A 22,793-nucleotide genomic window follows, 5' to 3' on the forward strand; every position below is an offset into this window, starting at 1 on the left:
CGATGTCGCGATTTCCCGTCATTCCTGCGGTTTTCGTCTGCTTCGCCGTATCAGCATCGGCAGAGCAGGCGGTCTCGTATGCGTTTGAGGTCCAGCCCATCCTTTCGGACAAGTGCTTCGCCTGCCACGGCCCGGACGGGGCGAAGCGCGACTCGGGCCTACGGCTGGACACGGCGGAGGGAGCCTACGGACCGCTGAAGGACACGCCGGGCAGCGCGATCGTGCAGGGAGATCCGGGGCGGTCGGTCGCATGGCAGCGCATCAATTCGGACGACCCGGACGAGGTGATGCCACCGGTGAAATCGCGCCTCGTCCTGACGGCGGAGGAGAAGGACGTGCTGAAGCGCTGGATCGCGCAGGGTGCCAAATACGAGCCGCACTGGGCATTCCAGCCGCTGCCTGATTCCGTCCCGGTGCCTGCAACGCGGGATGCGGCGTGGCCGCAGGGAGAGATCGACCGCTTTGTGCTGGCCAGGCTGGAGTCGGAGGAGCTCGCGCCCTCGCCCGCGGCGGACCCGCTGCGCTGGCTGCGGCGGGTGACGCTGGACCTCACCGGCCTGCCGCCGACGCCCGAGGAGATCGCGGCTTTCCGGGAGCATCCGGACAAGGCCGGCGCGGTGGACCGGCTGCTGGCCAGCCCGCGCTTTGGCGAGCACTTCGCGGTGCCATGGCTGGATGCGGCGCGCTATGCGGACTCGTATGGCTATCAGTCCGACCAGCTCACCGCCTTCTGGCCGTGGCGGGACTGGGTGATCCGTTCGCTGAATGCGAACCTGCCCATCGACCAATTCATCACCTGGCAGGTCGCCGGTGACCTGCTGCCGGAGGCGACGCGGGACCAGCAGCTCGCGACGACCTTCAACCGCCTGCATCGCCTGACGAACGAGGGCGGTTCGGTGGTGGAGGAATTCCTCGTGGAGAACATGGCGGACCGGATTCACACCTTCGGCTCCGTCTTCCTCGCGCTGACCATGGAGTGCAGCCGCTGCCATGATCACAAGTACGACCCGATCTCGATGCGGGACTACTACTCGTTCGGCGCGTTCTTCAATTCGATCCCGGAGCGCGGTTTTTACAGCGCCGCCTCCATCCAGCCGTCGCCGGGGCTGCTGCTGCCGGACGCCGCGCAGGAGGCGCAGCTCGCCGGGGCCAGGCAGGCGGTCATCGCCGCGGAGGCGGTGGTGGACGGTCGGCGTGCGGATTCCTACGGGGACTTCGAGGCGTGGCTGGCGACCTCGCCCGCGCTTCCCGCGGCGGACCTGGTTTCGTCGCTCGGCTTCGATGGCGATGCGCTGGAGGATGCTGCGGGTGCTCCCGCGGCTTCGGCGAATGGACTGCCGCGCGTGCCGGGGAAATCCGGCATGGCCATCCGGCTCGATGGCGATGTCGGCATCGGCTTGCCGGGACGGCTGGAATACGACCGCTGCGATCCCTTTACCATCGACATCGTCCTGCGTGACACGGTGGCCAATCCCGCTCCGGTCACGGTGCTTCACCGGAGCTTTGGCACGGATGTCGGCTACAATGGGATCGAGCTGCTGCTGGCAGGCGGGCACCTTGAGGCGAGGCTGGTGCGGGATTGGCCGGGCAATGCGATAGCCGTGCGCAGCGTGGCAGCGATCCCGCGCGATGCCTGGGCGCGCGTCACGTGGACCTACGATGGATCTAGTAGATCAGAAGGCATCCGGCTTTATCTCGATGGCAGGCCCTTGGAAACGGTGGAGACGGCGGGAGTGGTGTACAAGTCGATCGTCACGCGCACGCATGGCGACGGGATCGCGGCGATCGGTGCGCGCTTCCGGGACCGGGGATTCAAGGGCGGCGAGGTGGACGCGCTGAAGATCTACGGGCGGGCGCTGACATCGCTGGAAGTCGCGGCGATGGAAGATGCGTCCATGTGGGCGAATGCGGATGCGGCAGCAAAGAAAGAGGCCTGGCTGGGCTCCGTAGATGCCGGATATCGCGAGGCACAATTTGCCTTGAGGAATGCCCGTGCCGCGGTCATCGCCGTGGAGGAGGGCGTCTTCGAGATTCCCGTGATGAGGGAGAGCATGTCGATTCGTCCGGCGCATGTCCTCGCGCGGGGGGCGTATGATTCACCCCGCGACAAGGAGAATGAAGTGGGGCGCAATACCTTCGCGGAGATCCTGATTCCCTTTCCGCAGGATGCGCCGCGGGACCGGCTGGGCCTTGCGCGCTGGCTGGCGGATCCGCGGCATCCGCTCACGTCGCGGGTCTTCGTCAATCGAGTCTGGGCGAATTTCTTCGGCTCCGGAATCGTGGAGACGTCAGACAATTTCGGCCTGCAGGGATCGCTGCCGACGCATCCGGAGCTGCTCGACTGGATGTCGCGCGACTTCGTTTCCCACGGCTGGGACCTGAAGCGGCTGTGCCGGTCCATCGTGCTCGGCGCGACCTACGGTCAGGATAGTAGATGGCGTGCCGACCTGCGCGAGCGCGACCCGGCGAACCGCCTGCTCGCACGCGGGCCGTCGCGACGCCTGTCCTCGGAGCAGATAAGGGACTCCGCGCTCGCGGCATCGGGCCTGCTCCAGCAGCGGGACGGCGGCCCTCCGGTTTCGCCGTATCAGCCGGGTGGCGACCTCTGGCGCGAGTCGAACTCGATGTCCCCGGCCTATCAGCGCTCGCACGGTCCCGACCTCTACCGGCGCTCGCTTTACTCGGTGTGGAAGCGCACGGCACCGCTGCCAAACATGCTCGCCTTTGACAGCCCGACGCGCGAGATCTGCACGATCCTCAGGCCGCAGACGAATACCCCGCTGCAGGCGCTGGTGCTGCTGAATGACGTGCAATTCATCGAGGCCGCCCGCGCGCTGGCGGAGAAGGTGCATGCGCTGCCGGAGGGCGAGCGGCTGGCTGCGGCCTTCATCGCGTGCGCCTCGCGCCCGCCAACGGATCGTGAGGCGGAGTTGCTCGCGGAGCTGCATGCCGGGCAGCTCGAGCGATTCAAGGCGAGCCCCGAGGACGCTCGGAAATACCTCGCCCAAGGTGACAGCCCGGCGGGCCGTGACCTCGATCCCGTTTCTGCCGCGGCGCTGGCCGTGACCTGCTCCGCCATCCTGAATCTCGACGCCTCCGTGTGGAACCGATGAACCCGTCACCCGATACCTTCACGGGCCTGACCCGCCGGCACTTCTTCAAATCCGGAGCGACGGGCATCGGCGGGGCGGCGCTTGCGTCGATGCTCGGCGGTGGGCTGCATGCCTCGGCACCGCCGAGCTTCGCTCCGAAGGCGAAGCGCATCATCCATCTCTTCCAGTCGGGCGGACCGGCGCAGCAGGATCTCTTCGACTACAAGCCGCTGCTGAATGAGATGAACGGCCAGCCGCTGCCGGATCACGTGCGCGGCAGCCAGCGCCTCACCGGCATGTCCGCGCAACAGGCGTCGATCCCGCTGGCGGGCAGTCATTTCAAGTTCCAGCAGCACGGGCAATCTGGCGCATGGGTCTCCGAGCTGCTGCCGCACACCGCGGCCATCGCGGACAAGCTGTGCTTCGTGAAGTCGATGTTCACGGACGCGATCAACCATGACCCGGCGATCACCTTTTTCCAAACGGGCTCGCAGATCGCGGGGCGTCCTTCGATGGGTTCGTGGCTTTCCTACGGGCTCGGTTCCGACAATGCGAACCTGCCGGACTTCATCGTGCTCGTCTCGGCGGGGCAGGGGGACCAGCCGCTCTACGCGAGACTGTGGGGGAATGGCTTCCTCGACTCGAAGTATCAGGGCGTGCAATTCCGCTCGGGGAAGGACCCGGTGCTCTATCTCTCGAATCCCGACGGCATCTGCCGCTCCGGTCGACGCGCGATGCTCGACAAGCTCTCGGAACTGAATCGCGCGCAGTTCGAGAGCGAGCTGGACCCGGAGATCGAGTCACGCATCGCCCAGTATGAAATGGCCTACCGGATGCAGTCCAGCGTGCCGGATGCGACCGACCTTTCCGGCGAGCCGGACAGCGTCCATGCCCTCTACGGTGAAGATAGTAGGAAGCCCGGGACCTTCGCGGCGAATTGCCTGCTGGCGCGCCGCCTGGCCGAGCGCGGCGTGCGTTTCATCCAGCTCTATCACCAGGGCTGGGACCAGCATGACAACCTGCCGTCCGCGATCCCCGGCCAGTGCAAGGAGACGGACCAGGCGTCCGCCGCGCTCGTCCGCGACCTGGAACAACGCGGGTTGCTGGATGACACGCTCGTCATCTGGGGCGGGGAATTCGGCCGCACCTCCTACTCGCAGGGCAAGCTGACGAAGGACAACTACGGCCGCGACCATCACCCGCGCTGCTTCACCCTCTGGATGGCGGGCGGCGGCATCAAGCCGGGCATCACCCACGGCCACACCGATGCGTATGGCTACAACATCGCCGATGCGGACGGGAATCCGCTCGCCGCGGACAAGCACATTTACGTCCCCGGCGCGGTGCACGTCCACGACCTGCAAGCGACCATCCTGCACCTCATGGGCATCGACCACACGGCGCTGACCTATCTCCATCAGGGCCGCCGCTTCCGGCTGACCGACGTGCACGGGCGCGTGGTGAAGGACATCCTGGCGTGAAGCCGGGGCTGCCGCTTACTCCGGCTTCTTCTCTTCCGCGGCCTCCGGTGCGGGCGCTTTCTTTTCCTCCTCCTTTTTCTCTTCCTTCTTCGGGGCGGGGGAGATGGTCACGGAGTCCTCCTTCTTCACCTTCAGGGCGTCGGCTGCATTGCCGCCATTGATGACGATGGCGAGCCAGCCATTCGGCGTGACATAGACGGAAGCATGGCCTTCCCCGACATCGGAGTGGTAGAGCGCGACGGTGGCCACGATCTCCCCGGCATCGCTCTTCACGAGCACCTGATCGCCCACCTTCACGCCGAGCGTTTCGAGGTCTGCGGAAACGAGATCGCTGGAGAGATTTCCAAAGCCCGCTGAGACAAAAGTGATCTTGCCGGAAAGCCCGGCGTCCTTCTTCACCGCGGTGCTCTTCCTGACGGGCGGGCCCACGGTGGCATCCTTGTCCTTCTCCGGCGCGGTGCCGTCGATCCACGCGTCGAGCGCGACCACGGCGTTGTATCGCTCGGTGGCGGAGACATTGCAGTGGCCGGGGCGCTTCACCTCCCACAGCGCGGTGTTTGCCGCCATGCCGGCCTTCTCGCGGTAGTGCCGCGGGTGATCGAGCTCGGTTTCGTTGGTCAGGAAGATGATGGGGGCCTTCGGCTTCCACGAGAGCGTCTCGTAGTAGGCGCCGGTCTCGCGGTGGCCGAGGTAGGCCCCGATTGCGACCACGCCGCTGAGATTGTCGATGGCACCCTCGGCGGCGAGCGTTCCGATCAGTCCGCCCATCGAGCTGCCGACCAGGATGCAGCGGCTCACGCCGCCTTTCCCCGCGGAGACGTGGTCGCGGAGCGCCTTCAGGTCGAGGATGGCGTCCTCGATGATCCAGCCATTGCGACGGTAGCTCGTGGAGGCGATGGCCCAGCCTTTTTCGATCAGCGGCTGGGCGAAGCGCTTGTCGATCTCGTAGTCGGCCTTCAGCGGCTGGTCCTCGGCCCGGTAGCCGTGGGCGATGAGGATGAGCTTGCCCTGCCACTCCTCCGGGGACGCGAGCATGTACTTCGCGCCGTTGATCTCGCCGGTCGATACCTCCTGTGCGCGGAGGCCGACGATCAGCAAGAGGGCGATCACGAAGGCTTTCACCCCGACACGCTACGAAATGCAGAACCGTGTAGGGAAGGGGGAAGTCGCCTAAAGTGCCCGAAGTGACAAATATGCCTCGATTTCCTCCGCAGGATTATGAGCCCGCATCAGGGATTCCCCGATGAGCACGGCGCTCGCACCGGCGTCGAGCGCGCGCTGGACGTCCTCCGGCGTGCGCAGGCCGGACTCGGAGACGAGGATCACGTCATCGCCCACCTCATCCGCGAGGGCCTCGGTGGTGGCGAGGTCGATCTCGAAGGTCTTCAGGTTGCGGTTGTTGATGCCGATCAGGTCCGCGCCGAGTTCGATCGCGCGCTCCATTTCCGGCAGGTTGTGGACCTCCACCAGCACGTCGAGCTGGAAGTCCTTCGCCTCGTTGTAGAGGCGCTTCAGGGTGTCGTCGTCCAGTGCCGCCACAATCAGGAGGATCGCGTCCGCCCCGGAGACGATCGCCTCGTGGATCTGGACCGGGTGGACGGTGAAGTCCTTGCGGAGCAGCGGGGCGTCGGAGAATTCGGAAATCTTCGAGAGATAGCTCAGCGAGCCTTGGAAATACTTCTCGTCCGTGAGGATGGAGAGGCAGGAGGCACCGCCGTCGAGGTAGCGCTTCGCCTGGCGGATGGGGTCGAAATTCGGGTCGATGAGGCCGACGGATGGCGAGGCCTTCTTCACCTCGGCGATGACGCCGACGCGGTCCGGGCCGAGGTCGAGTGCGGAGCGGAAGCCGCGGAACTCATTGCGCTGCAAGGCGGCGGCGCGCAGGTGGCCGGCGCGGGAAAGGAGCGCTTCGACTTCCTGGTGCTTGGTGGCGATGATCTCGGCGAGCTTGTCGGACATGGCGGGCGGGGAGGAGAAACCACGGAACGCCCGGCGCGTGAAGCGGAAAGACCGGCACGCGGGCGGCGCGGTTTTCCCTGTCCCGGCGGCGGGTTGCTTTGGTAGGGATCTTTCCGACACCTCCTTTTTGCCATGTCCTCCCTGGAGCCAAAGCGAGATCTGCTCATCGTGGATGACCATCCGATCATCACCCTCGCGGTGAAGTCCTTGGTCGAGACCATGCTTACGAACTACGAGCCGCACACGGTTCACACGGCGGCGGCCGCGCTGGAGATGGCCGGGCGGTGCAAGCCTGCCATCGCGGTGGTGGACATTTCCCTGCCGGATGGCGACGGGCTCGACCTGGTCCGCCGGATCAAGGAGGCCGCGCCGACCTGCGCGGTGCTCGTCTTCAGCATGCAGAACGAGCTCCAGTACGGGGCCCGTGCGCTGAAGGCCGGGGCGAACGGCTACCTCATGAAGGGCGACAAGGTCTCCGCCGTGGTGGACGCGATCCGGAAGATCGAGTCCGGCGGCATGTATGCCTCGCCCGCCCTCGCCGAGGAATTGCTGCGGAACGTGGCCAAGCCCGCGAACTCGGGCATCGAGACTTTCAGCGACCGCGAGTACCAGGTCTTCCGCCTGCTGGCCGAGGGGCACTCGACGAAGGAGATCGCCCTGCGGCTGAAGATCAGCACGAAGACCGTGGACAGCCACATCGAGCACATGAAGGTGAAGGTGGGCTGCTCGAACAAGACGGAGCTGCTGCTGCAGGCGCGCGATTGGTGGCGCTCGACGCAGGGTCAGGGCGCGTCCTGATACCCCGGGAAAAATTTGGGAGTTTCTCCGATGGTCGGGGTGGGGAGTTTTTGTTAGTTGTGATTTCCGGTCCTCCCCGGCCGGCCTCCCGATGATTCCCTATACAGAGCGAGATACCGATCTGAATTTCAGCCCGCCCTACCGGATCACCGGAGTTGAGGCATTGTCCGCGGTCCGCAGGATCGACACCGGAGTCGCGCAGGACTGGCTGGACCAGACGCTGAACTGGCGGCCCGGGAAGGAAGAGGCGAAGCCGAAGTTCACCGCGCTGCCCATCGCCTTCATCATCTTCATGCACATGAAGGCGATGCGCTCGACCAAACCGCCCTTCAACTCGTGGGGCTCGGTCTCCGAGACAGAGATGGTGGTCACGCTGCCGGTGCTGGAGTGGGACAATGAAGGCTTCATCTCGGTGCCGTCGCTGAAGTTCTACCCCATCGTGCTCTGCCTGGATTCCGGCCCGGCGCTCATCAGCGGGCGCGAGGTCTTCGGCTTTCCGAAGATCCTGGGACAGGTCGAACTGAACGCCCACGGCGGGGTAGCGCGCACCGAGGTCTGCCGCGCCGAGGGCGAGCCCGCCACGGACCGGGATGGCCTGCTGCTCGCGCTGCGGAGGGACAAGGAGGACGGCCCTCCTTCCTCGCCGGACTCCTTCAACAAGGGGCTGGTGGAAATGGTGAAGGAGGAGCTGCTGACCGGCATGGACCGCGGCGTCCTCGGCCACCTGCTCAATTTCAATCCCGCCCGCAAGATGCTCAATCTCGGCCTGGAATGGGTGGTCGAGGCTTTCGAGGGACTCGATATCGGGCAGAAGTTCGTTTTCCTGAAGCAATTCCGCGACGTGGCGAATCCCGCCTACGCCTGCCATCGCTCGGTGGCGGAGTGCCTGCTGGAATTCTCCCATCTCGAGAGCCTCACGCGCGAGACCGGCGACTGGGAGCTGGAGGTGCCGGAGTGGCGCAGCAGCCGCTTGCTGAAGCGCCTCGGCGTGGACAGCGGCCCCATCGGCGCGCCGCTGCGGTCGTCATTCCAGATCGACATGTCGGTCGGCAAAACCCTCTGGAGCAGTTAAAGCGAAGATGTCCGGCGAAGACCGCATTCACGATCCCGCGTCCGCCTGGGAAATCTGGCGGCACGAGTCCGACGAGGCATGCAGCAGGCTCCGCGGCGAAGCGGGAGATGCGGCAGATCTCCTGAAGGTGCTGCTCGCGGAGGCGACCGGCCTTTTGGAAAAGGACGCCGCCGCCCTTCTGGCCCTGCGCTCCGGTCGTGCCGCGAATGGCGAGCCGGTGTCGCAATTGCTGGCGGGCCTCGCGGCGATGGGTCTGGACGGCCTTATCATGGACGAGCGGTCCGCGGCGCAGTTGCCGCCACCGTATCGCGCCGAGCGCATCGGCTTCCTGCCGGGCATCCTGTCCGAGCCCTTTTGCGCGCACCGCCTGGAGGTGCGGAAAGCCGTGCCGCTGGAGATCGAGGTGCCTGCGCGGGCTCTGCTGTGGGAAAAGCTCCAGCAGAGAATCGAGGAGCAGGGAGATGAATTTCTCAGCGTTTCGATCTCCGGTCCTGCTGGTGCGGGCAAGTCCCACCTGATCGGCGCGCTGGCCACCTGGCTGGTCTCCCGGGGGAAGGAAGTCGCGCGGGTATCATGTCTCCCCACGGACGTGCCCGGCACCTTCGCCGCGTGGCGTTCGCTGCTGGGGAAATTCGGAGGCGACCGCCTGGCGGAGACCATCGCCGCCGCAGGTGCCGCGCTGACGCTGGACGAGACGCTGGTGAAGAATCTCGTGCGCTTCCTTTCCGGGCCGGTGCATGCCGATACGGATGACATCGGGCTCTCGCCGCTCCAGTACAAGGACATCCTTCCCGAATTCATCGCCGGTGTGCTCGCGCGGCTGCTGGCCGGGCGGGACTGCGCCGCGATCATCGATGACATCCAGTGGATGGACGAGGGCAGCCATGGCGTGACCGAGGCACTGAGGCATTCCGGCACGCCGCTGCTGCTCGTGCTGGGCAGGCGGGGCCAGCCGGCGCCGGATGACATCGTGCTCGGCCCGATGTCGGGAGAAGAGCACCGCAAGCTGCTCGGCGAGCTTTCCGGAAACGCGGAGATCACCGATGCGCTGAACAACGAGATCCTCCGCATTTCCGGCGGGCTGCCGCTGGTCTCGCGCGAAGTTTACTCGATGCTGAGCCAGCGCCGCCGGCTCATCGCGATGGGTGGCACGCTGGACCTCGCGCCTGCGGGCGCGACTGCCGATCCACTGCACGAGACGCCGCTGATCGGGCGCTTCCGCGATCTCTCGCCGCGGCTCCGCTCGCTGCTCGGTGCCTGCGCGATCTGGCGCGAACCTTTCACGAAGGAACAGGCGGAGACGACCGCGAAGGCATGTGTGCCCGGGATTGAATTCGAGACCTGCTGGGAGTCGCCATTGCTCGGTGAGTTCATCGTGGCGACGCCGGGCGCACCGGGGCGCTTTTCATTCTATCATGACCTGCTGCGCGAGGCGGCGCTGTCGCTGATGGCGGACCGGGATCGCGCCGCGGGGCACGGTGCCGCGCTGGAGTGGATGACGGCGCGACCCATTCGCGACCTGTCTCCTGCAGAGGCAGCTTTCCATGCGCGCGAGTCCGGGCGCGATGAGGTGGCGGTGGAGCTCTTCGACCGTGCGGCGCGTGCGGCGCTGGGTCGCTTCGCGCTGCGTGAGGCGCGCGAGGCGGCGCGGGCGGCGCTCGATCTGGATCGGGCGAACGAGCACACCGGCGACCCGGTGGCGATCGCCCTGCGCGCACGGCTCTATCAGATCGAGGGCGAGGCCGCATTCCACTGGGGCATGGTGGAGGATGCGGTGGGCCTGCTGGAAAGGGCGATGGTGCTCTATCGCGTGAGCCCGCAGGCAGGGGTCTTCCCGATCAAGGCGAGCATGCTGCTGCGGCACCTGTGGCTCTTCGCCACCGGCAAGCCATGGGCGGATGCGAATGTCTCGCCGGTGCGGGAGGGCGCGGCGCGCACGGCGCTGATGCTCGCGGAGATCGCCTATTTCCAAAATGACCAGAAGCGCTCCGCCGACTGCTGCGTCACCGCGCTGGACCTCGCGTCGAAGAATGGCGAGAGCGCGATGCTGGCGTCGCTGTGCGCGGCGATCGCTTGCCCGCTGTCCGGCAGGCGTCCGCGCTGGTTGGCCGACCGCTACCGGAACATCGCGCGCCGGATGATCGCGCGCGTCGGGGATCGCACCGAGCAGACTTACATCGAGCACGTCGGCTGCCTCGTCGATCTCGACAAGACTCGCTGGCCGGAGGCTGCCGAGCGTGCCGCGGGGAATGTCGCCTACTGGCGTTCCCACGGGCACGGCCGCCGCGTCGAGGAGGCGGCCACGCATGCCTTCTTCGTCGACTATTTCCGCGGGGATCTCGGGCGTGCCTCGGAGTGGGCGCAGGTCCTTCAGGAGTCCGCCTACAAGCGCACCGACCGCCAGTCGCGGACGTGGGCGGCAATGATGGGCAGCCTCCATTCGCTCGCCTGCCTCGGCACGAAGGAAGCGGAGGCGCATTGCCGGAAGGTGCCGGTGCACGGCGGCGATGCCATCACGCAATCGTCGATCCACGTGATGCGCGCGATGTGCGCGTGGCGCTCCGGGAATCCATGGCAGGCGATGGATTGCCTGCGCGATGCGGAGGAGCTGGCCGGCCAGCACCCGCCGGTCTCCTCGACGCAGTTCCTGCTGGCGGATGCGGCGGTGCTGCTCGGCGAGATGCGCTCGTGGGGGCCGCCGGAGCTGGAGGCGGATCCGATGTTCGGCGGGCTGGTGGATCGCTTCATGAAACGGGCGACGGCGTTCGCGAAGAGCTTCTCGCTCGGCGCCGCCATCCTGCACTGCGCGCGCGGCCTGCATGGCACCGGTGTGGGCAAGGACTTTCCCGCCGCGGCAATCGCGGCCCGGCGTCTGGGGGCGGATCTCTTCGAGGCACGTGCCCTCTGCTACCAGGCGCTGAAATCCCCTGCATCCGCGCGACTTCAAGATGGTCTGACCCTGCTGGAAAAATGCGGCGCGAGCGCGGAGGTCGCATTCTTCCAGCAACTCTCCTCCCGCCATGATCGATTCCCGTGAGCACATAGTCATCCTCGGCGGTGGTGTCGGCGGATGCGCCGCCGCCTACTGGCTGACCGCCACGCCCGAGTTGCGTGCGAAATACCGGGTCACACTTTACCAGACGGGATGGAGATTGGGCGGGAAAGGGGCGAGCAGCCGCGGCGAGAGCGACCAGCACCGCAGCGAGGAGCACGGGCCGCACGTGTGGTTCGGCTTTTATGAGAATGCCTTCAAGACGATGCGCGGGGCGATGGAGGTCCACCAGCAGCTCGGCCACACGGTCGGGCCCTTCAAGACGCTGAAGGATCTCTTCATGGAAGCGCGCGAAGGTGTCTTCTACCATCACGATGAGAAGGCGGAGAAATGGGAGCCGTGGAAGATGTCCCTGCCTCGCTATGCGGGCGAGCCGGGCGATGGCACTCCCTGCCCGGACATCCGCGAGAACCTGTGGCGCATGGCCGATCATCTGGCGCTGAACCTGAACAAGGTCGGTGCCTTCGGCCCTATCGTGACGTGGTTCCTCGGGAGGATGGAGAAGATCCTCGGGCGCAGCGTGAAGTGGCAGGAAGCCATGAGCTGCCCCACCGGCATCGAGCCCGGCGATCCCAGCGGCTGGGCGAGCTATCTCTCGCGCCGCCTCATCGATCTCGCGGGCAGCGAGAAGCATTGGTACGGCGAGCCGGTCATCGGCAGGTTGTTCAGGCTGCTGCTGGACTATCTCGGCTGGAAGCTGCGACGGATGAAGAAGCGTGCGAAGAACAGCGCGGAGCTGCGCGAGATCTGTCTGGCGGATCTCTACCGCACCTGCCTGCGCGGCGCGCTGGTGGACCTGCTGATCCGGGACGAGACCTTTCGCCAGCTCGACCGGCATGAATTCCTCGCGTGGCTGAAGCTACACGGTGCCGGCTTCACCACGGTGAAGGAGTCGCCTTTCCTGCGTGGCTACTACGATACGCCTTTCGCCTTTTCCGGGGGAAAGGCGCATGATCCGAACAACGCGAACTTCGCCGCCGGTGCCGCCCTGCGCGGCTTCTTCCGCATCTTCTTCGGCTACAAGGGCGCCTACGTCCACCGCATGAATCTCGGCATGGGCGAGTGCGTCTTCGTCCCGATGTATCGCGTGCTGAAGGAGCGCGGCGTGCGCTTCGAGTTCTTCCACCGTGTGGAATCCATCGAGCCGAATGCCACGGGCAACCGGGTCGGCCGCATCCGCATCAACCGTCAGGTGCGCCTCGCGCCGGGGAAGGACGAGTACCAGCCGATCAAGGAAGTCGCCGTGCCGCACGCGGATGCGCCGCCGGTCTTCTGGCCGGTGTGGCCGGAGCATCCGATGGTGGACCAGCTTGACCCGACGTCATTGCCGCCGCCGGAAGACCCGGGGCTGGAATCGCACTGGAGCTCCCACACGAGCGGGACGGTCGAGCTCTTCGATCGCAAGGAGCCTTTCGGCGATGGGCAGGAGCGCTTCGACCACGTGGTCCTGGCGATCCCGCCTGCCGCGCATCCGCACGTGGCGAAGGGCCTGCTGGCAAAGGACACGCGCTTCCGGACGATGGTGCAGACCAGCGAGACGATCCGCACCATCGCCTGCCAGTTCTGGTTTTCCGACAAGGATGACCTCGGCTGGGACACGCACGACTACTTCTGCGAGCTGGCGATGGCAGGCTCTGGGCCGGATCCCTTCAACATCATCATCGAGGCCACGAATATCCTCCAGACCGAGGCGACCCCGGGTGCCAGCCACCTGCTCTATCTCTGCGGGCCGATCTCCGACGACGAGAACGAGCCCCCGCCCGGCACCGACCCGGGCTACCCCGCGCGGGAAAAGGCGCGCGCGAAGTCGATCGCCCTCGCATGGCTGCAGGAGCGCGCGTCGCTGTGGCCCGGCGTGTGCAGCCCCGGCACCACCTGCCTCGATCCCTCGACGCTCTACCACCCGGACCCGCATGCGACCGTCGAGCAGCGGCTGGACTGGCAGTACTTCCGCATGAACATCGACCCCGGCGAGCGCTACGTGCTCTCGACGAACACCGCCGCGCCGAACCGCCTGTGGCCGTGGGAAAGCGGCTTCAACAACCTCGTCTTCTCCGGCGACTGGTGCCGGAACTCCATCGACATCGGCTGCGTGGAGTCCGCCGTCACCTCCGCCATGCTCGCGGCCCACCACCTGACCGGCTATCCGACCCGCGACATGATCGACGGGATGCAGTACGAGTGATCTAGTAGTTCCGGAGAGGAAAGCGGGCACCCGGTCTCCCGGATGCCCGCCAGATTCACCAGCAACGTGGGGTTTTATTCGGTGAAAAGGATGCGGTAGAATGCCCTGCCGGCTGGTGGCGCGGGATCGGTCCACGTGCCGGTCGCTCCGATGGCGGTCACCGTCGTGATGGTGTCCCATGCGCCCAGCGTGGTGCTCCGCTGGATCGTGAATTGCAGGCCATTCGCAGCGGGCCAGGTGATCGTGCTGCCGCTGAGATGACCGGCGAAGAACGACGAGCCGCTCATCGGATTCAGGCCCAGGCGATACTCCGCGAGGTTCGAGGTGCCGTCGCCATCGGGGTCGGCGGTTTCACCGCGCATGCCTGCATCGGGGATGTTCGCCGCGGCCCAGAGTTGGAAGGGCGAGCCATCTTCATGGAAGAGGAACTCGGTCTCCGGCAGCGCCGCCGCACTGATGCGGACCTCATCGATATTGCCTTGGAAGGGGTCGGTGGCGCCGCCATTCCACATGCCTTGGCCGATGTTCCAGGCGCTGTCGAGCGGGCCGGTCGCAGGCACGTGCCAGGCTCCCGAGATGGCCACCGTGCCCTCCAGCACGTAGGCGGCATCGCCCGGCTTCTTCAGCCACAGCTTCAGCTCCGTTGCGGTCGCGGTGACGGCGGTGGAGTACCATGAATTCGCGGCGATGGTCGAGGTGCCGATGATCTCACGCGCCACTCCGGAGCCATCCACCAGACCGGCGCGCAGCTTGTTCGTCGTGTCGATCTTGATGGAGAACGGCGGTTGTCCACCCACCGGGTTGCCCAGCTTGCACACCGGCACCTGCCACTGGCCGGTGAGGTTCGTATTGAAGCTCGCCTCCACCGTGAAGCCAGTGAAGGGGTAGTTCCTCAGCGTGGCCACGCCGCCACCGAGATTTGCGGTCGGCGTGGAGAAGATAGCCTCGATGTAATAGACGCCGTTGTTGTTCCGCTGGAAAAAGAGCGAGGCGGTGTTGCTCGCGCCCGTGCCCGGGACGGTGGCTGCGGGGACGACCGCGGTGTAGTTCGGCCGGCTGTAGTCGGCCCACGCCATCATGTGGTTCCCATAGACGGACGAGTCCTGGATGGAGGTCGGATAGAGATACTGGTTGTTGCCACCGGCCGGCACTTCGCCTGCGGTCATTTCCTCGAAGCGCCAGTAGCCGAGCGTGGTCTCTGCGGAAGCGGCGCTGGTCGGGTCGGTGCCCGCGCGGAATTCCAGGCGGTTGTTCACGCCATCGCCATCCGGGTCGCCATTCGCATCCTGGCGCGCGATGGCTTCGGCGAGCGTCTCATTGCCCACGCGGAAGTACTTCACCTCCCAGCCATCGGGCAGTCCGTCGCCGAGGAAATCGTTGTCGGTGTCCGGTGAGGAAATCTGGTCCATCGGGTTTGTGCCCGACCACATCTCTTCTTCGTTGTCGAAGAGGTCACCATCCGGATCCGCGCTGGGGATGCCCGCGGCGAGGCTGCCGAAGTGGAAGACCTCCCATCCATCGTTCAGCCCGTCGCCATCGGTGTCGGGGAAGGAGAAGGCGTTGTTAGGCTCGGTGTCTGCGGTCTGCTCGGCGAGGTTCGTATTGTGGTCGCCGTCGGCATCGCCGTCCGCGGTCTGGGCGAGGTTGTTGAAGTAGTAGAGCTCCCAGCCGTCATTGAGACCGTCGCCGTCCGCGTCGGGATAGGAGCTTGCGAGCATCGGGTTCGTGCCGCTCTGGTATTCCAGCAGATTGTTGGCTCGGTCGCCGTCCGGATCGTCCGTGGCACCGAGTGCGAGACTCTGGAAATGGGTCATCTCCCACGCATCCGGCAGGCCATCGCCATCGGTGTCCGAGGAGATGCGCGTGAGCACGCCGGTCGCTTCATTGAACTGGTAGCGACCATCCGCCGAGGTCCAGAAGTTCTCGTTCTCCGTGAAGCCGGTGACGTGGAAATTCGCGCCGTAGGTATCGCCGAGTGTCGCGCCGTCCACCAGCGTCCAATGGTCGCCGACGGTGTCACCCGCGGTGGTGAGGTCGATGTTGAAGGCTCCGTCGAAGTTGAACGGCACCGCGCCGGTGATGGTATTGTTCACGCCGGTCGCGCCGACCTTGAAGGCGAGCGCGCCGGTGCTGGTGAGCACCGCGCCGCTCGCCCCGGTGACGTTGATGTTCCCGGTGTAGGTGTTCACCCCGGTGAGCACGATCTGGCGGCCGAGCGTGTTGTTCGTCTGCAGCAGCAGCGTGCCGCTGTTCCCCGCGATGGGAGCGGTGATGGTGATGGTGCCGTTGTTCGAGAAGATGGTGGTCGTTCCCGTGCCCGCGATGGTGATGCTGCCCGCGAGATTGAAGGCGGTGGAGCTGTTGCTCGCGTTGTTCACCAGCGATCCGTTCAACGTGAGATTGTTGATCGTGATCGTGTTGACGTTCGTGCCGCCCTTGTAGACGAGGCTGGCCCCGGTGATGGTCAGCGAGTCACCGGCGAAGGTGAGGTCGGTCGCACCGTTGGCCGGAGTACGAAGGTTATAGTTGTTAGCGACGTAGTAGGCATGGCCCGTCGCCGGGATTGCCGTATTGGACCACGAGAGGTTCGTGTTGAACGAGGTGGTGTCGATGCCATTGGACGCCGTGAGATTGACGTCGGCCGCGAGGACGGGGTGGGCGAGTGCCGCGAGGATGAGTGCGGCGCGTGGGCCGGACGGCAGGGCAAAGGCGCGCCGTGGGGATTCTTCTGAGTGGAAACGGATCGGGTTCATGAGGTCGGCAGGGGTAGGCCATGCTCGCCGCCGGAGACGGGTGCCTGCACCGGAGGGAGCACTTGCATACAAGCGAGCACCCCCGATACCACGGCCTCATGAATCGTTTTTGGGACTGGCGAATCGGCATAAAACCGACCCTTTCGGCCTAATCTCCAGCAGGCGCTGGCAAACCCGCCATGGGCTCAAGGTCGCCCGGAAATGGCGTTTATGACGCATTCGTCATAATTTGGCGAATGCATCAACACGACGGCGAACCCTCCTGAGAAACCTTCAGCTTCCGCACCGGGCGGAATACCCGCGACGGCGCTGTTAGATGCCGTTCATCCACGCTTCCAGGATCTCGACGGCGGCGGCCTGGTCGATGATGCCTTTCTGCTGCTTCGCCTTGCGGCCGGCCTCGCGCAGCTTCGCCGAGGCGGCGAGGGTGGTGTAGGCTTCATCCACGAAGATCAGCGGCAGCTCCGGGATACGGGCGGCGAGCTTTCCGCCGAAGGCGCGGACCTTCTCCGCGGCGGTGCCCTCGGTGCCATCGCTCCGGATGGGCAGGCCCAGCACCAGCGTGCGGATGCCTCGCTGCCCCGCCAGCACCGCGATGCGCTCCAGCGCGTCCGTGGTGCGCACGTCGATGGTCTCCACCGGGTGGGCCAGGATGCCGAGCGGATCGGTGGCGGCGATGCCGATGCGGGCGTCGCCGTGGTCGATGCCGAGTGCGGGGTGCGGGCCGTCTTCCTCCATGGTCATTCCGGTTTCTGATAGATCCTCACGTAGTCCACCTCGTAGCGCTGCGGGAAGCTCGTGCCGGAGGGGTCGCCGCCATTCATGCCGCCGATCGCGAAGTTCAGCCGCATCGCCTGCGGGGCGAGGAAGGGATTCACCGGCGGGCCGTCCTGGTTCTTCACGTGCGCCATGTACTGCGTGTTTAGTAGTTCGCCGTCGAGCCAGATGGTCATCTTCTCCGCGTCCCACTCCAGCACCCAGGTGTGGAATTCATCCTGCCAGCCGGGCCTGTCGAAGCGGCCGAAGGAATGCGACCCGGTATTCCACAGGTCGCGGCCGCCCTTTCCGGCCCAGCAGAAATTCGCGTAGATACGGCCCCCGTAGTACTCGAGAATGTCGATCTCTCCGCCATGCGGCCAGCGTCCGCGGCCCGTGGTCCAGATGGCCGGCCACAATCCTTGTCGTGCCGTGAAGCGCGCGCGGATCTCGAAGCGGCCGAATTTCCAATCCTGCTTCCCGGCCGTGGTCAGCGAGGCCGAGGTGTATTCCGCCTCCTTCCGCTGGTCGCGCCAGTCACGGGCCCCCTCGCGGAATTTCGGGTTGGGCACCTTCTCGCGGCGGGCTTCGATGACCAGCACGCCGTTCTTCCGCACGGCATTGTCCTTCTGGTACCACTGGAGTTCGTGGTTCCGCTGGAAGCCCTCCTCGAAGCGCCACTTGCTCTCGTCCACCGCGCCGTCGCCGTCGAATTCATCCGACCACACCAGCTTGTAGGCCGGATCGCGCGGTGGCGACGCCGGCTCCGCGGTCTGGGCGTGGGCAGCGGTGGCGAAAAGCAGCGGCAGGAGATATCGGGTCATCGGCGGATGCGAGCCTAGCAAGGCAGGCTATGAAGACTGCGACGCCATTTCCACATCTGTAGCCACTCCGGACGCGCTTACTCGGCTTCCTCGATGACGATCTTCGGGAAGACGGGCTTGGGCTTGCCGGTCTCGTGGCTGTTCGGCACCAGGCCCCACTTCAGGTCGTCCAGCTTCAGCTTCAGCAGGTCGTCCATGCGGAGTTGCGCGGCGATGCGTGCGGCGGGATCCGGCAGCACCGGGGCGATCAGCACGGCACAGTGGGCGAGGCTCTCGACGAGGTTCGCGAGTACGGTTTCGAGCTGCGATTTCTTCGCCGGGTCCTTCGCCAGTTCCCACGGCTTGCTGCGCTCGGCGTAGGCATTGCAGACGGTGACGTGGCGGTTGATCGCCTTGAGGCCTTCGGCGATGTCGTAGCCATCCATGGCCGCGCGATAGTCGCCCAGCACGGTCTCCAGCGAGGCGCGCACGTCGAGGTCGTCATCGCTCATCTCGCCACCGGTGGTGACGATGCCATTGCAAAAGCGGCCTGTCATGTTGAGCGCGCGGTTGCAGAGGTTGCCGAGTTCGTTGGCCAGCTCCTGGTTGTAGAGCATCACCAGGCGCTCGAGATCGAAGTCCGCGTCCTTGCCGGTGGTCACGTCGCGCACCAGGTAGTAGCGCAGCGCGTCCACGCCGAACTTGTCGGCCAGCTCGTCGGGATCGACGACATTGCCGAGCGACTTCGACATCTTCTCGCCGCGGATGTTCCACCAGCCGTGGACGAGGATCTTCGGCATCTCCTCGTCGGAGAAGCCCATCGCATGCAGCATGCAGGGCCAGTAGATGCCGTGGGCGGGGACGAGGATGTCCTTGCCGATGACGTGGGCGGCGCAGGGCCAGAGCTTGCCGAAGTCCGGCAGCGCGGCGTCTTCCTTCGCCTTGTAGCCGGCGAAGGAGATGTAGTTGATCAGCGCGTCGAACCAGACGTAGGTGACGAAATCGGGGTCGAAGGGGAACTCGATGCCCCAGCGCAAGCGCTCCTTCGGGCGGGAAATGCAGAGGTCGAGTTCTTCGGCATTTGCCAGAGCGCCGAGCAGTTCGTTGCGGCGGAAGGCGGGGGTGACGAAATCGGGGTTGTTCGCCACGAAGTTCTTCAGCCACTCGGTGTGAGCGCTCAGACGGAAGTACCAGTTCTCTTCATCCCGCTCTTCGACTTCGCCCCATTCGGGGCCGAATTCGCCGACCTCGTTCCGGTCGCGGTCCGTCAGGAACTGCTCCTGACGGAGCGAGTAGAAGCCCTTCGTAGGCTTCTTGTAGAGCTCGCCGCGTTCGTTCAGTTCGGTGAGGATCGCCTGGACGCACGCCTTGTGGCGATCATCCGTGGTTGCCGCCCAACCGTCATAGTCCAAGCCGAGCTTCTTCCAGAGGTTGAGGAAGAGCTTGGTCTTCTTCGCGACAAATGTGGCGGGGTTGATGCCTTCCTTCTCCGCCGTCTGCTGGACCTTTTGCCCGTGCTGGTCCACTCCCGTGAGGAAGTACACCTCGTCGCCGCGCATTCTCCGGTAGCGGGCGATCACGTCGGCCAGCACCTTCTCATAGGCGTGGCCGATGTGCGGGGCACCATTGGTATAGTCGATGGCGGTGGTGATGTAGAACATGCGGAGACCCGATGGGACGCCGGGGAATGCCGCGAGGCAAGCCCTTCCACCGCCCGGAGATAAAACTTCCCTGTCTGCCGGGCCGGGAATCAGGCGCGGCGGCGGCGGTGGAGCAGGCTGCCGGAAAGAAGCAGCACCGGGAGGACGCTCGCCACGGAGACTTCCGGGGTAGCGCTCATCGCCGGGGTGCCTGCCGGGCGGCTGGCGACTGGAATGTTGTTGCTGACGCTCACATTGTCGTAGCTCGCATACGTGTGCGGCCATCCGCCGGTATTGTATGCGCCGATAAAGATAGCGATGGCTCCGGAGCCGGAATAATCGAAATTGATATTGTAGCTTCCGGCAGTGGTATATTTCTGCTCCGCGACCTTTGTCACGGTGGTCGCGCCATTTCCCTGAAGTTCCGCGGTGCCGGTGCTCACGATGAGCTGATTCGGCCATGTATTGCCGGTATTGTATCCGGTGCCGGACCAGATGCTTACCGCGGCGGAGTCGCCGTGGTTGGCCGGGAGATTTCCACTGCTGGCCACGCCGACGAGGTCGAAGGAGAGCGTGTAAGTGCCTGATCCGGTGGAGAGGACGGACGAGTCCAGAAGCACGGAGGCTCCGCGGAATCCTTCCGTATCGCTGTAGGTGCGCAGATAGCCGTCGACCAAGGTGGCATTGTTCCAGCCGGAACTGACCCATTGGCCGAAATTCACGTTATCACCATAGGAATTATACTCCTGAGATAACACCGTGGGGTTCGATGTGAAATCAGCAGAATATAGGGTCACGGCTTGCGCCATGGCGGATAGGCCGAAGAAGGCCGAGAGCCCTGCAAGCACAGGGCGGATGGGGAGTGTCATGTTCTGTGTGGGGAGTGAACGGGGCGACTAGTCCCTCGATTCACCCCCGACAACAAGGGAAAAATCGGACGTCAAAAATCCGAATTTCCCATAATTCGATTATTTTCAGTGGGTTGAATCACTTATCTGGTTCCTGTACGCGATCATGTGTATCATGTCAGGAAAAATCAGCCACTCGGGCTGAGAGAAGTCAGCCTTCGGTCCGTAACACCTTGCCACCCAAGGACAAGATGCGGGCGTTGCCTTTGGCGAACTCGGCCTCGGCAATCTGGCCGTCCCGCACATACATCTGGGACAGCGCGGTCCAGGCGAGCAGGTCATTTGGCCGCAGGGTGGTGGCCTGCAGGCCGCAGCCGATGGCTTCCTTTACCTCACCGAGCTTCAGGAGGCACATGCCGAGCGCATGCCAGCCATCGAAGAAGCCGGGATCAAGGGCCACGCAGCGGCGATAAAGGGCCGCCGCTTCATCAAGCTCGCCAACGGCAAGGGCGCCGTTGGCGTCATCAAACAACAAGTCGCGTTCGGAGTCGGGCATGGGGCTGCAGCAGGCTCCGTGGCGGAGCCGGTCAGGGCTTCTTGGTGAGGTCAACGATCTGGGCCGCGGCCAGCTTCTCCTCCAGCCAGGCGGAGAAGGCAATGCGCTGCTGGGTGGAAGCCAGGCCGGTAAGGGACTGGTTCACCCGCTCGTCGCGGCCGGGGTCGTTCACCAGTTCGCGCTTCTCGACGAAGATGAAGGTGGCACCGTCCGGGCGCATCAGGGGATCTGCCAGCGTGCCGGGATCCACCGTGGCGGCGGCTTCGAAGAGGGCCGAGCTGTCGGCTTCGTCAGGCACCTTGTCGGCGGACTTGAAAGCAGGCAGGGACTTCACCTCGAGGCCGAGTTCCTTGGCGGCGTCGGCGAAAGTCTTCCCGGCGGTGAGCGCCTCGCGGATCTTCGCGGCTTTTTCATCGGCGTCCTTCTTCAGGGCTTCGCCTGCCTTCTCCGCGATGTAGTCCACCAGGACCTGCTCCTTCGCTTCGTCAAAGGTCTTCGTGCGGGCTTCCTCGGCTTCGTCGAGGTGAGCGACGAGGTAGGCACCGTCCGCGATCGGCAGGGCGTCGCTGAAGCGCGACATGGCATCGGTGCCCGGCGAGATCTGGAACAGGAAGTCACCGATCGGGCGGGGATTCGAGGTCGAGCGGGTATTGATCGAGAGCTCGGTCGGCAGGGAAGTGCGGGCGAAGAGATCGGTGGTCACCACCGTCCAGCCATTCTCTTCGGCGAGCTTGGCGAAGTCCTTGCCTTCGGTCTCGTTGATATTGTGGAGGAAGGTGTCCACGGTGTCGGCCATCTCGCCGTCGATGCGGCGCTTGTCCTCGGCCAGCTTGGCCTCGTCGGCGGCCTTCTTCTCGGTGGCTTTCGCTTCCGCTTCCTTCTTCTGCTCCTCGGTCACGGCGTCGGGCAGCTTCACCTCTTCCTTCGGCAGTTCCGGGTAGGTCGGCTTGGCGATGATGTAGGAGACCTTGATCTTCCGGTCGGTCTGGTAGCGCTCCTTGGTGGTATCCCAGTGTGCCGTCAGCTCCTCGTCGGTCGGCTTCAGCTCGTCCTGGAATTTCGAGAGGGGCAGGCGGGTGAGCTGGAGGGTCACCTGCTGGTCGTTGCGGGCCACCATGTTGGCGGCGAAGTTGCGGTCCACGGCGAGGCCGCCGCCGATGATCTCGGTCAGCTTGCGGGTGGCGATCTTGTCGCTGACCAGGTCCAGGAAGTCGCTCTCCACGAGGCCTGCGCGACTGATCGACTTGGTCATGAAGTCATTGTAGTTCGCTTGGCTGAAGGCGCCGTCCGAGCCTTGGAAGGCGGTCATCTTCTTGATCTCCGCGAAGATTTCCTCCTTCGACGGATGCACGCCGTAGTCCTCCGCGGCCTGGCGGATATTCAGGCGGTTCACGAATGCGCGATGCAGGGCCTCCGGGGCACCGCCCACGCCGCCGAGGATGCTGGCGAATTCGTAGAAATCGAACATGTGGAAGCCGGAGACCATGGCCATCGGCATGCTGCCGAGCTTCTGCACTTCGGACGCGGTGTATTGGTCTCCATCCACGGAGAGCACCAGGGGATCATTTCCCGAGCGGTGACCCTTGGTGACATTGTCGCCGACGAAGGCCAAGCCGATGAAGAGCAAGGCGATCACGAAGATGATCAGGCCGGTGTATTTGCGGAGGTGTTCGATCATGAGCTGGACGCTGCTTGGGTGGCCCTTGCGGGCGCGGAAGTAAAGGGAGCCGCAGGGACGGCTTCAACCCTTATTCGCGGCCTCGAAATCAATGCTTCGGGGCAAAAAAGAGCCGCCGGG

15 protein-coding genes are annotated in these 22,793 nt (G+C 65.1%); 6 read left to right on the plus strand and 9 right to left on the minus strand.

Annotated features, from left to right (window positions below):
* The first annotated feature begins 2 nt into the window (after nucleotides 1–2).
* Both OKA04_RS11465 and OKA04_RS11470 read left to right on the plus strand, forming a co-directional pair.
* Nucleotides 3–3,113: a DUF1553 domain-containing protein gene (locus tag OKA04_RS11465; protein ID WP_264501300.1), complete on the plus strand. Its 3,111-nt coding sequence runs from the start codon at nucleotides 3–5 to the stop codon at nucleotides 3,111–3,113.
* Nucleotides 3,110–4,573 carry a DUF1501 domain-containing protein gene (locus OKA04_RS11470; protein WP_264501301.1) on the plus strand — a complete coding sequence of 488 codons (1,464 nt, stop codon included), beginning with the start codon at nucleotides 3,110–3,112 and terminating at the stop codon, nucleotides 4,571–4,573. The genes OKA04_RS11465 and OKA04_RS11470 overlap by 4 nt, the downstream gene beginning before the upstream one ends.
* A 15-nt stretch (nucleotides 4,574–4,588) precedes the next feature.
* Here the strand turns inward: OKA04_RS11470 and OKA04_RS11475 are convergent, their stop codons facing one another.
* Nucleotides 4,589–5,683, minus strand: coding sequence for an SAM hydroxide adenosyltransferase (locus OKA04_RS11475; protein ID WP_264501302.1), 1,095 nt, complete (start codon nucleotides 5,681–5,683; stop codon nucleotides 4,589–4,591).
* Between the two features lie 60 nt (nucleotides 5,684–5,743).
* Nucleotides 5,744–6,532, minus strand: coding sequence for an indole-3-glycerol phosphate synthase TrpC (gene trpC, locus OKA04_RS11480; RefSeq protein ID WP_264501303.1), 789 nt, complete (start codon nucleotides 6,530–6,532; stop codon nucleotides 5,744–5,746).
* Nucleotides 6,533–6,664: 132 nt separating this feature from the next.
* Between trpC and OKA04_RS11485 the strand changes: the two genes are divergently transcribed.
* The 4 genes from OKA04_RS11485 to OKA04_RS11500 all read left to right on the plus strand — a co-directional run bounded on the left by OKA04_RS11485 (nucleotide 6,665) and on the right by OKA04_RS11500 (nucleotide 13,639).
* Nucleotides 6,665–7,330, plus strand: coding sequence for a response regulator (locus tag OKA04_RS11485; RefSeq protein WP_264501304.1), 666 nt, complete (start codon nucleotides 6,665–6,667; stop codon nucleotides 7,328–7,330).
* Between the two features lie 91 nt (nucleotides 7,331–7,421).
* Nucleotides 7,422–8,402 (plus strand): acetoacetate decarboxylase family protein, encoded by a 981-nt coding sequence (locus tag OKA04_RS11490; RefSeq protein ID WP_264501305.1) that lies wholly within the window; start codon nucleotides 7,422–7,424, stop codon nucleotides 8,400–8,402.
* 7 nt (nucleotides 8,403–8,409) lie between these two features.
* A complete protein-coding gene (locus OKA04_RS11495) occupies nucleotides 8,410–11,439 on the plus strand; it encodes an ATP-binding protein (protein ID WP_264501306.1) in 3,030 nt (1,009 codons plus the stop codon).
* Nucleotides 11,423–13,639, plus strand: coding sequence for an NAD(P)-binding protein (locus OKA04_RS11500; RefSeq protein WP_264501307.1), 2,217 nt, complete (start codon nucleotides 11,423–11,425; stop codon nucleotides 13,637–13,639). The genes OKA04_RS11495 and OKA04_RS11500 overlap by 17 nt, the downstream gene beginning before the upstream one ends.
* Before the next feature lie 74 nt (nucleotides 13,640–13,713).
* On the opposite strand, the gene OKA04_RS11505 is transcribed toward OKA04_RS11500, so the two are convergent.
* The 7 genes from OKA04_RS11505 to OKA04_RS11535 all read right to left on the minus strand — a co-directional run bounded on the left by OKA04_RS11505 (nucleotide 13,714) and on the right by OKA04_RS11535 (nucleotide 22,673).
* A complete protein-coding gene (locus OKA04_RS11505; protein ID WP_264501308.1) occupies nucleotides 13,714–16,392 on the minus strand; it encodes a LamG-like jellyroll fold domain-containing protein in 2,679 nt (892 codons plus the stop codon).
* Nucleotides 16,393–16,704: 312 nt separating this feature from the next.
* A complete protein-coding gene (gene ruvX / locus OKA04_RS11510) occupies nucleotides 16,705–17,136 on the minus strand; it encodes a Holliday junction resolvase RuvX (RefSeq protein WP_264501309.1) in 432 nt (143 codons plus the stop codon).
* The gene (locus tag OKA04_RS11515; RefSeq protein ID WP_264501310.1) at nucleotides 17,133–17,972 is read right to left on the minus strand and encodes a glycoside hydrolase family 16 protein; all 840 of its coding nucleotides are present in this window, start codon (nucleotides 17,970–17,972) and stop codon (nucleotides 17,133–17,135) included. The genes ruvX and OKA04_RS11515 overlap by 4 nt, the downstream gene beginning before the upstream one ends.
* Nucleotides 17,973–18,049: 77 nt before the next feature.
* The gene (gene metG / locus OKA04_RS11520) at nucleotides 18,050–19,612 is read right to left on the minus strand and encodes a methionine--tRNA ligase (protein ID WP_264501311.1); all 1,563 of its coding nucleotides are present in this window, start codon (nucleotides 19,610–19,612) and stop codon (nucleotides 18,050–18,052) included.
* Nucleotides 19,613–19,701: 89 nt separating this feature from the next.
* Nucleotides 19,702–20,460: an MYXO-CTERM sorting domain-containing protein gene (locus OKA04_RS11525; RefSeq protein WP_264501312.1), complete on the minus strand. Its 759-nt coding sequence runs from the start codon at nucleotides 20,458–20,460 to the stop codon at nucleotides 19,702–19,704.
* A gap of 190 nt (nucleotides 20,461–20,650) precedes the next feature.
* Entirely contained in the window at nucleotides 20,651–20,995 is a 345-nt protein-coding gene (locus OKA04_RS11530) for a tetratricopeptide repeat protein (RefSeq protein WP_264501313.1), read from the minus strand.
* A 31-nt stretch (nucleotides 20,996–21,026) separates the two neighbouring features.
* The gene (locus OKA04_RS11535; RefSeq protein ID WP_264501314.1) at nucleotides 21,027–22,673 is read right to left on the minus strand and encodes a peptidylprolyl isomerase; all 1,647 of its coding nucleotides are present in this window, start codon (nucleotides 22,671–22,673) and stop codon (nucleotides 21,027–21,029) included.
* Nucleotides 22,674–22,793 lie beyond the last annotated feature (120 nt).

It is taken from the genome of Luteolibacter flavescens (assembly GCF_025950085.1).
In the GTDB taxonomy this organism is placed as follows: domain Bacteria; phylum Verrucomicrobiota; class Verrucomicrobiia; order Verrucomicrobiales; family Akkermansiaceae; genus Haloferula; species Haloferula flavescens.

Bases quoted from the DNA above. Each gene is read 5' to 3' on its own strand.
- OKA04_RS11465 (WP_264501300.1), top strand. From the start codon at position 3: ATGTCGCGATTTCCCGTCATTCCTGCGGTTTTCGTCTGCTTCGCCGTA.
- OKA04_RS11470 (WP_264501301.1), top strand. From the start codon at position 3,110: ATGAACCCGTCACCCGATACCTTCACGGGCCTGACCCGCCGGCACTTC.
- trpC (WP_264501303.1), bottom strand. From the start codon at position 6,532: ATGTCCGACAAGCTCGCCGAGATCATCGCCACCAAGCACCAGGAAGTC.
- OKA04_RS11485 (WP_264501304.1), top strand. From the start codon at position 6,665: ATGTCCTCCCTGGAGCCAAAGCGAGATCTGCTCATCGTGGATGACCAT.
- OKA04_RS11490 (WP_264501305.1), top strand. From the start codon at position 7,422: ATGATTCCCTATACAGAGCGAGATACCGATCTGAATTTCAGCCCGCCC.
- OKA04_RS11495 (WP_264501306.1), top strand. From the start codon at position 8,410: ATGTCCGGCGAAGACCGCATTCACGATCCCGCGTCCGCCTGGGAAATC.
- OKA04_RS11500 (WP_264501307.1), top strand. From the start codon at position 11,423: ATGATCGATTCCCGTGAGCACATAGTCATCCTCGGCGGTGGTGTCGGC.
- OKA04_RS11505 (WP_264501308.1), bottom strand. From the start codon at position 16,392: ATGAACCCGATCCGTTTCCACTCAGAAGAATCCCCACGGCGCGCCTTT.
- ruvX (WP_264501309.1), bottom strand. From the start codon at position 17,136: ATGACCATGGAGGAAGACGGCCCGCACCCCGCACTCGGCATCGACCAC.
- OKA04_RS11515 (WP_264501310.1), bottom strand. From the start codon at position 17,972: ATGACCCGATATCTCCTGCCGCTGCTTTTCGCCACCGCTGCCCACGCC.
- metG (WP_264501311.1), bottom strand. From the start codon at position 19,612: ATGTTCTACATCACCACCGCCATCGACTATACCAATGGTGCCCCGCAC.
- OKA04_RS11525 (WP_264501312.1), bottom strand. From the start codon at position 20,460: ATGACACTCCCCATCCGCCCTGTGCTTGCAGGGCTCTCGGCCTTCTTC.
- OKA04_RS11530 (WP_264501313.1), bottom strand. From the start codon at position 20,995: ATGCCCGACTCCGAACGCGACTTGTTGTTTGATGACGCCAACGGCGCC.
- OKA04_RS11535 (WP_264501314.1), bottom strand. From the start codon at position 22,673: ATGATCGAACACCTCCGCAAATACACCGGCCTGATCATCTTCGTGATC.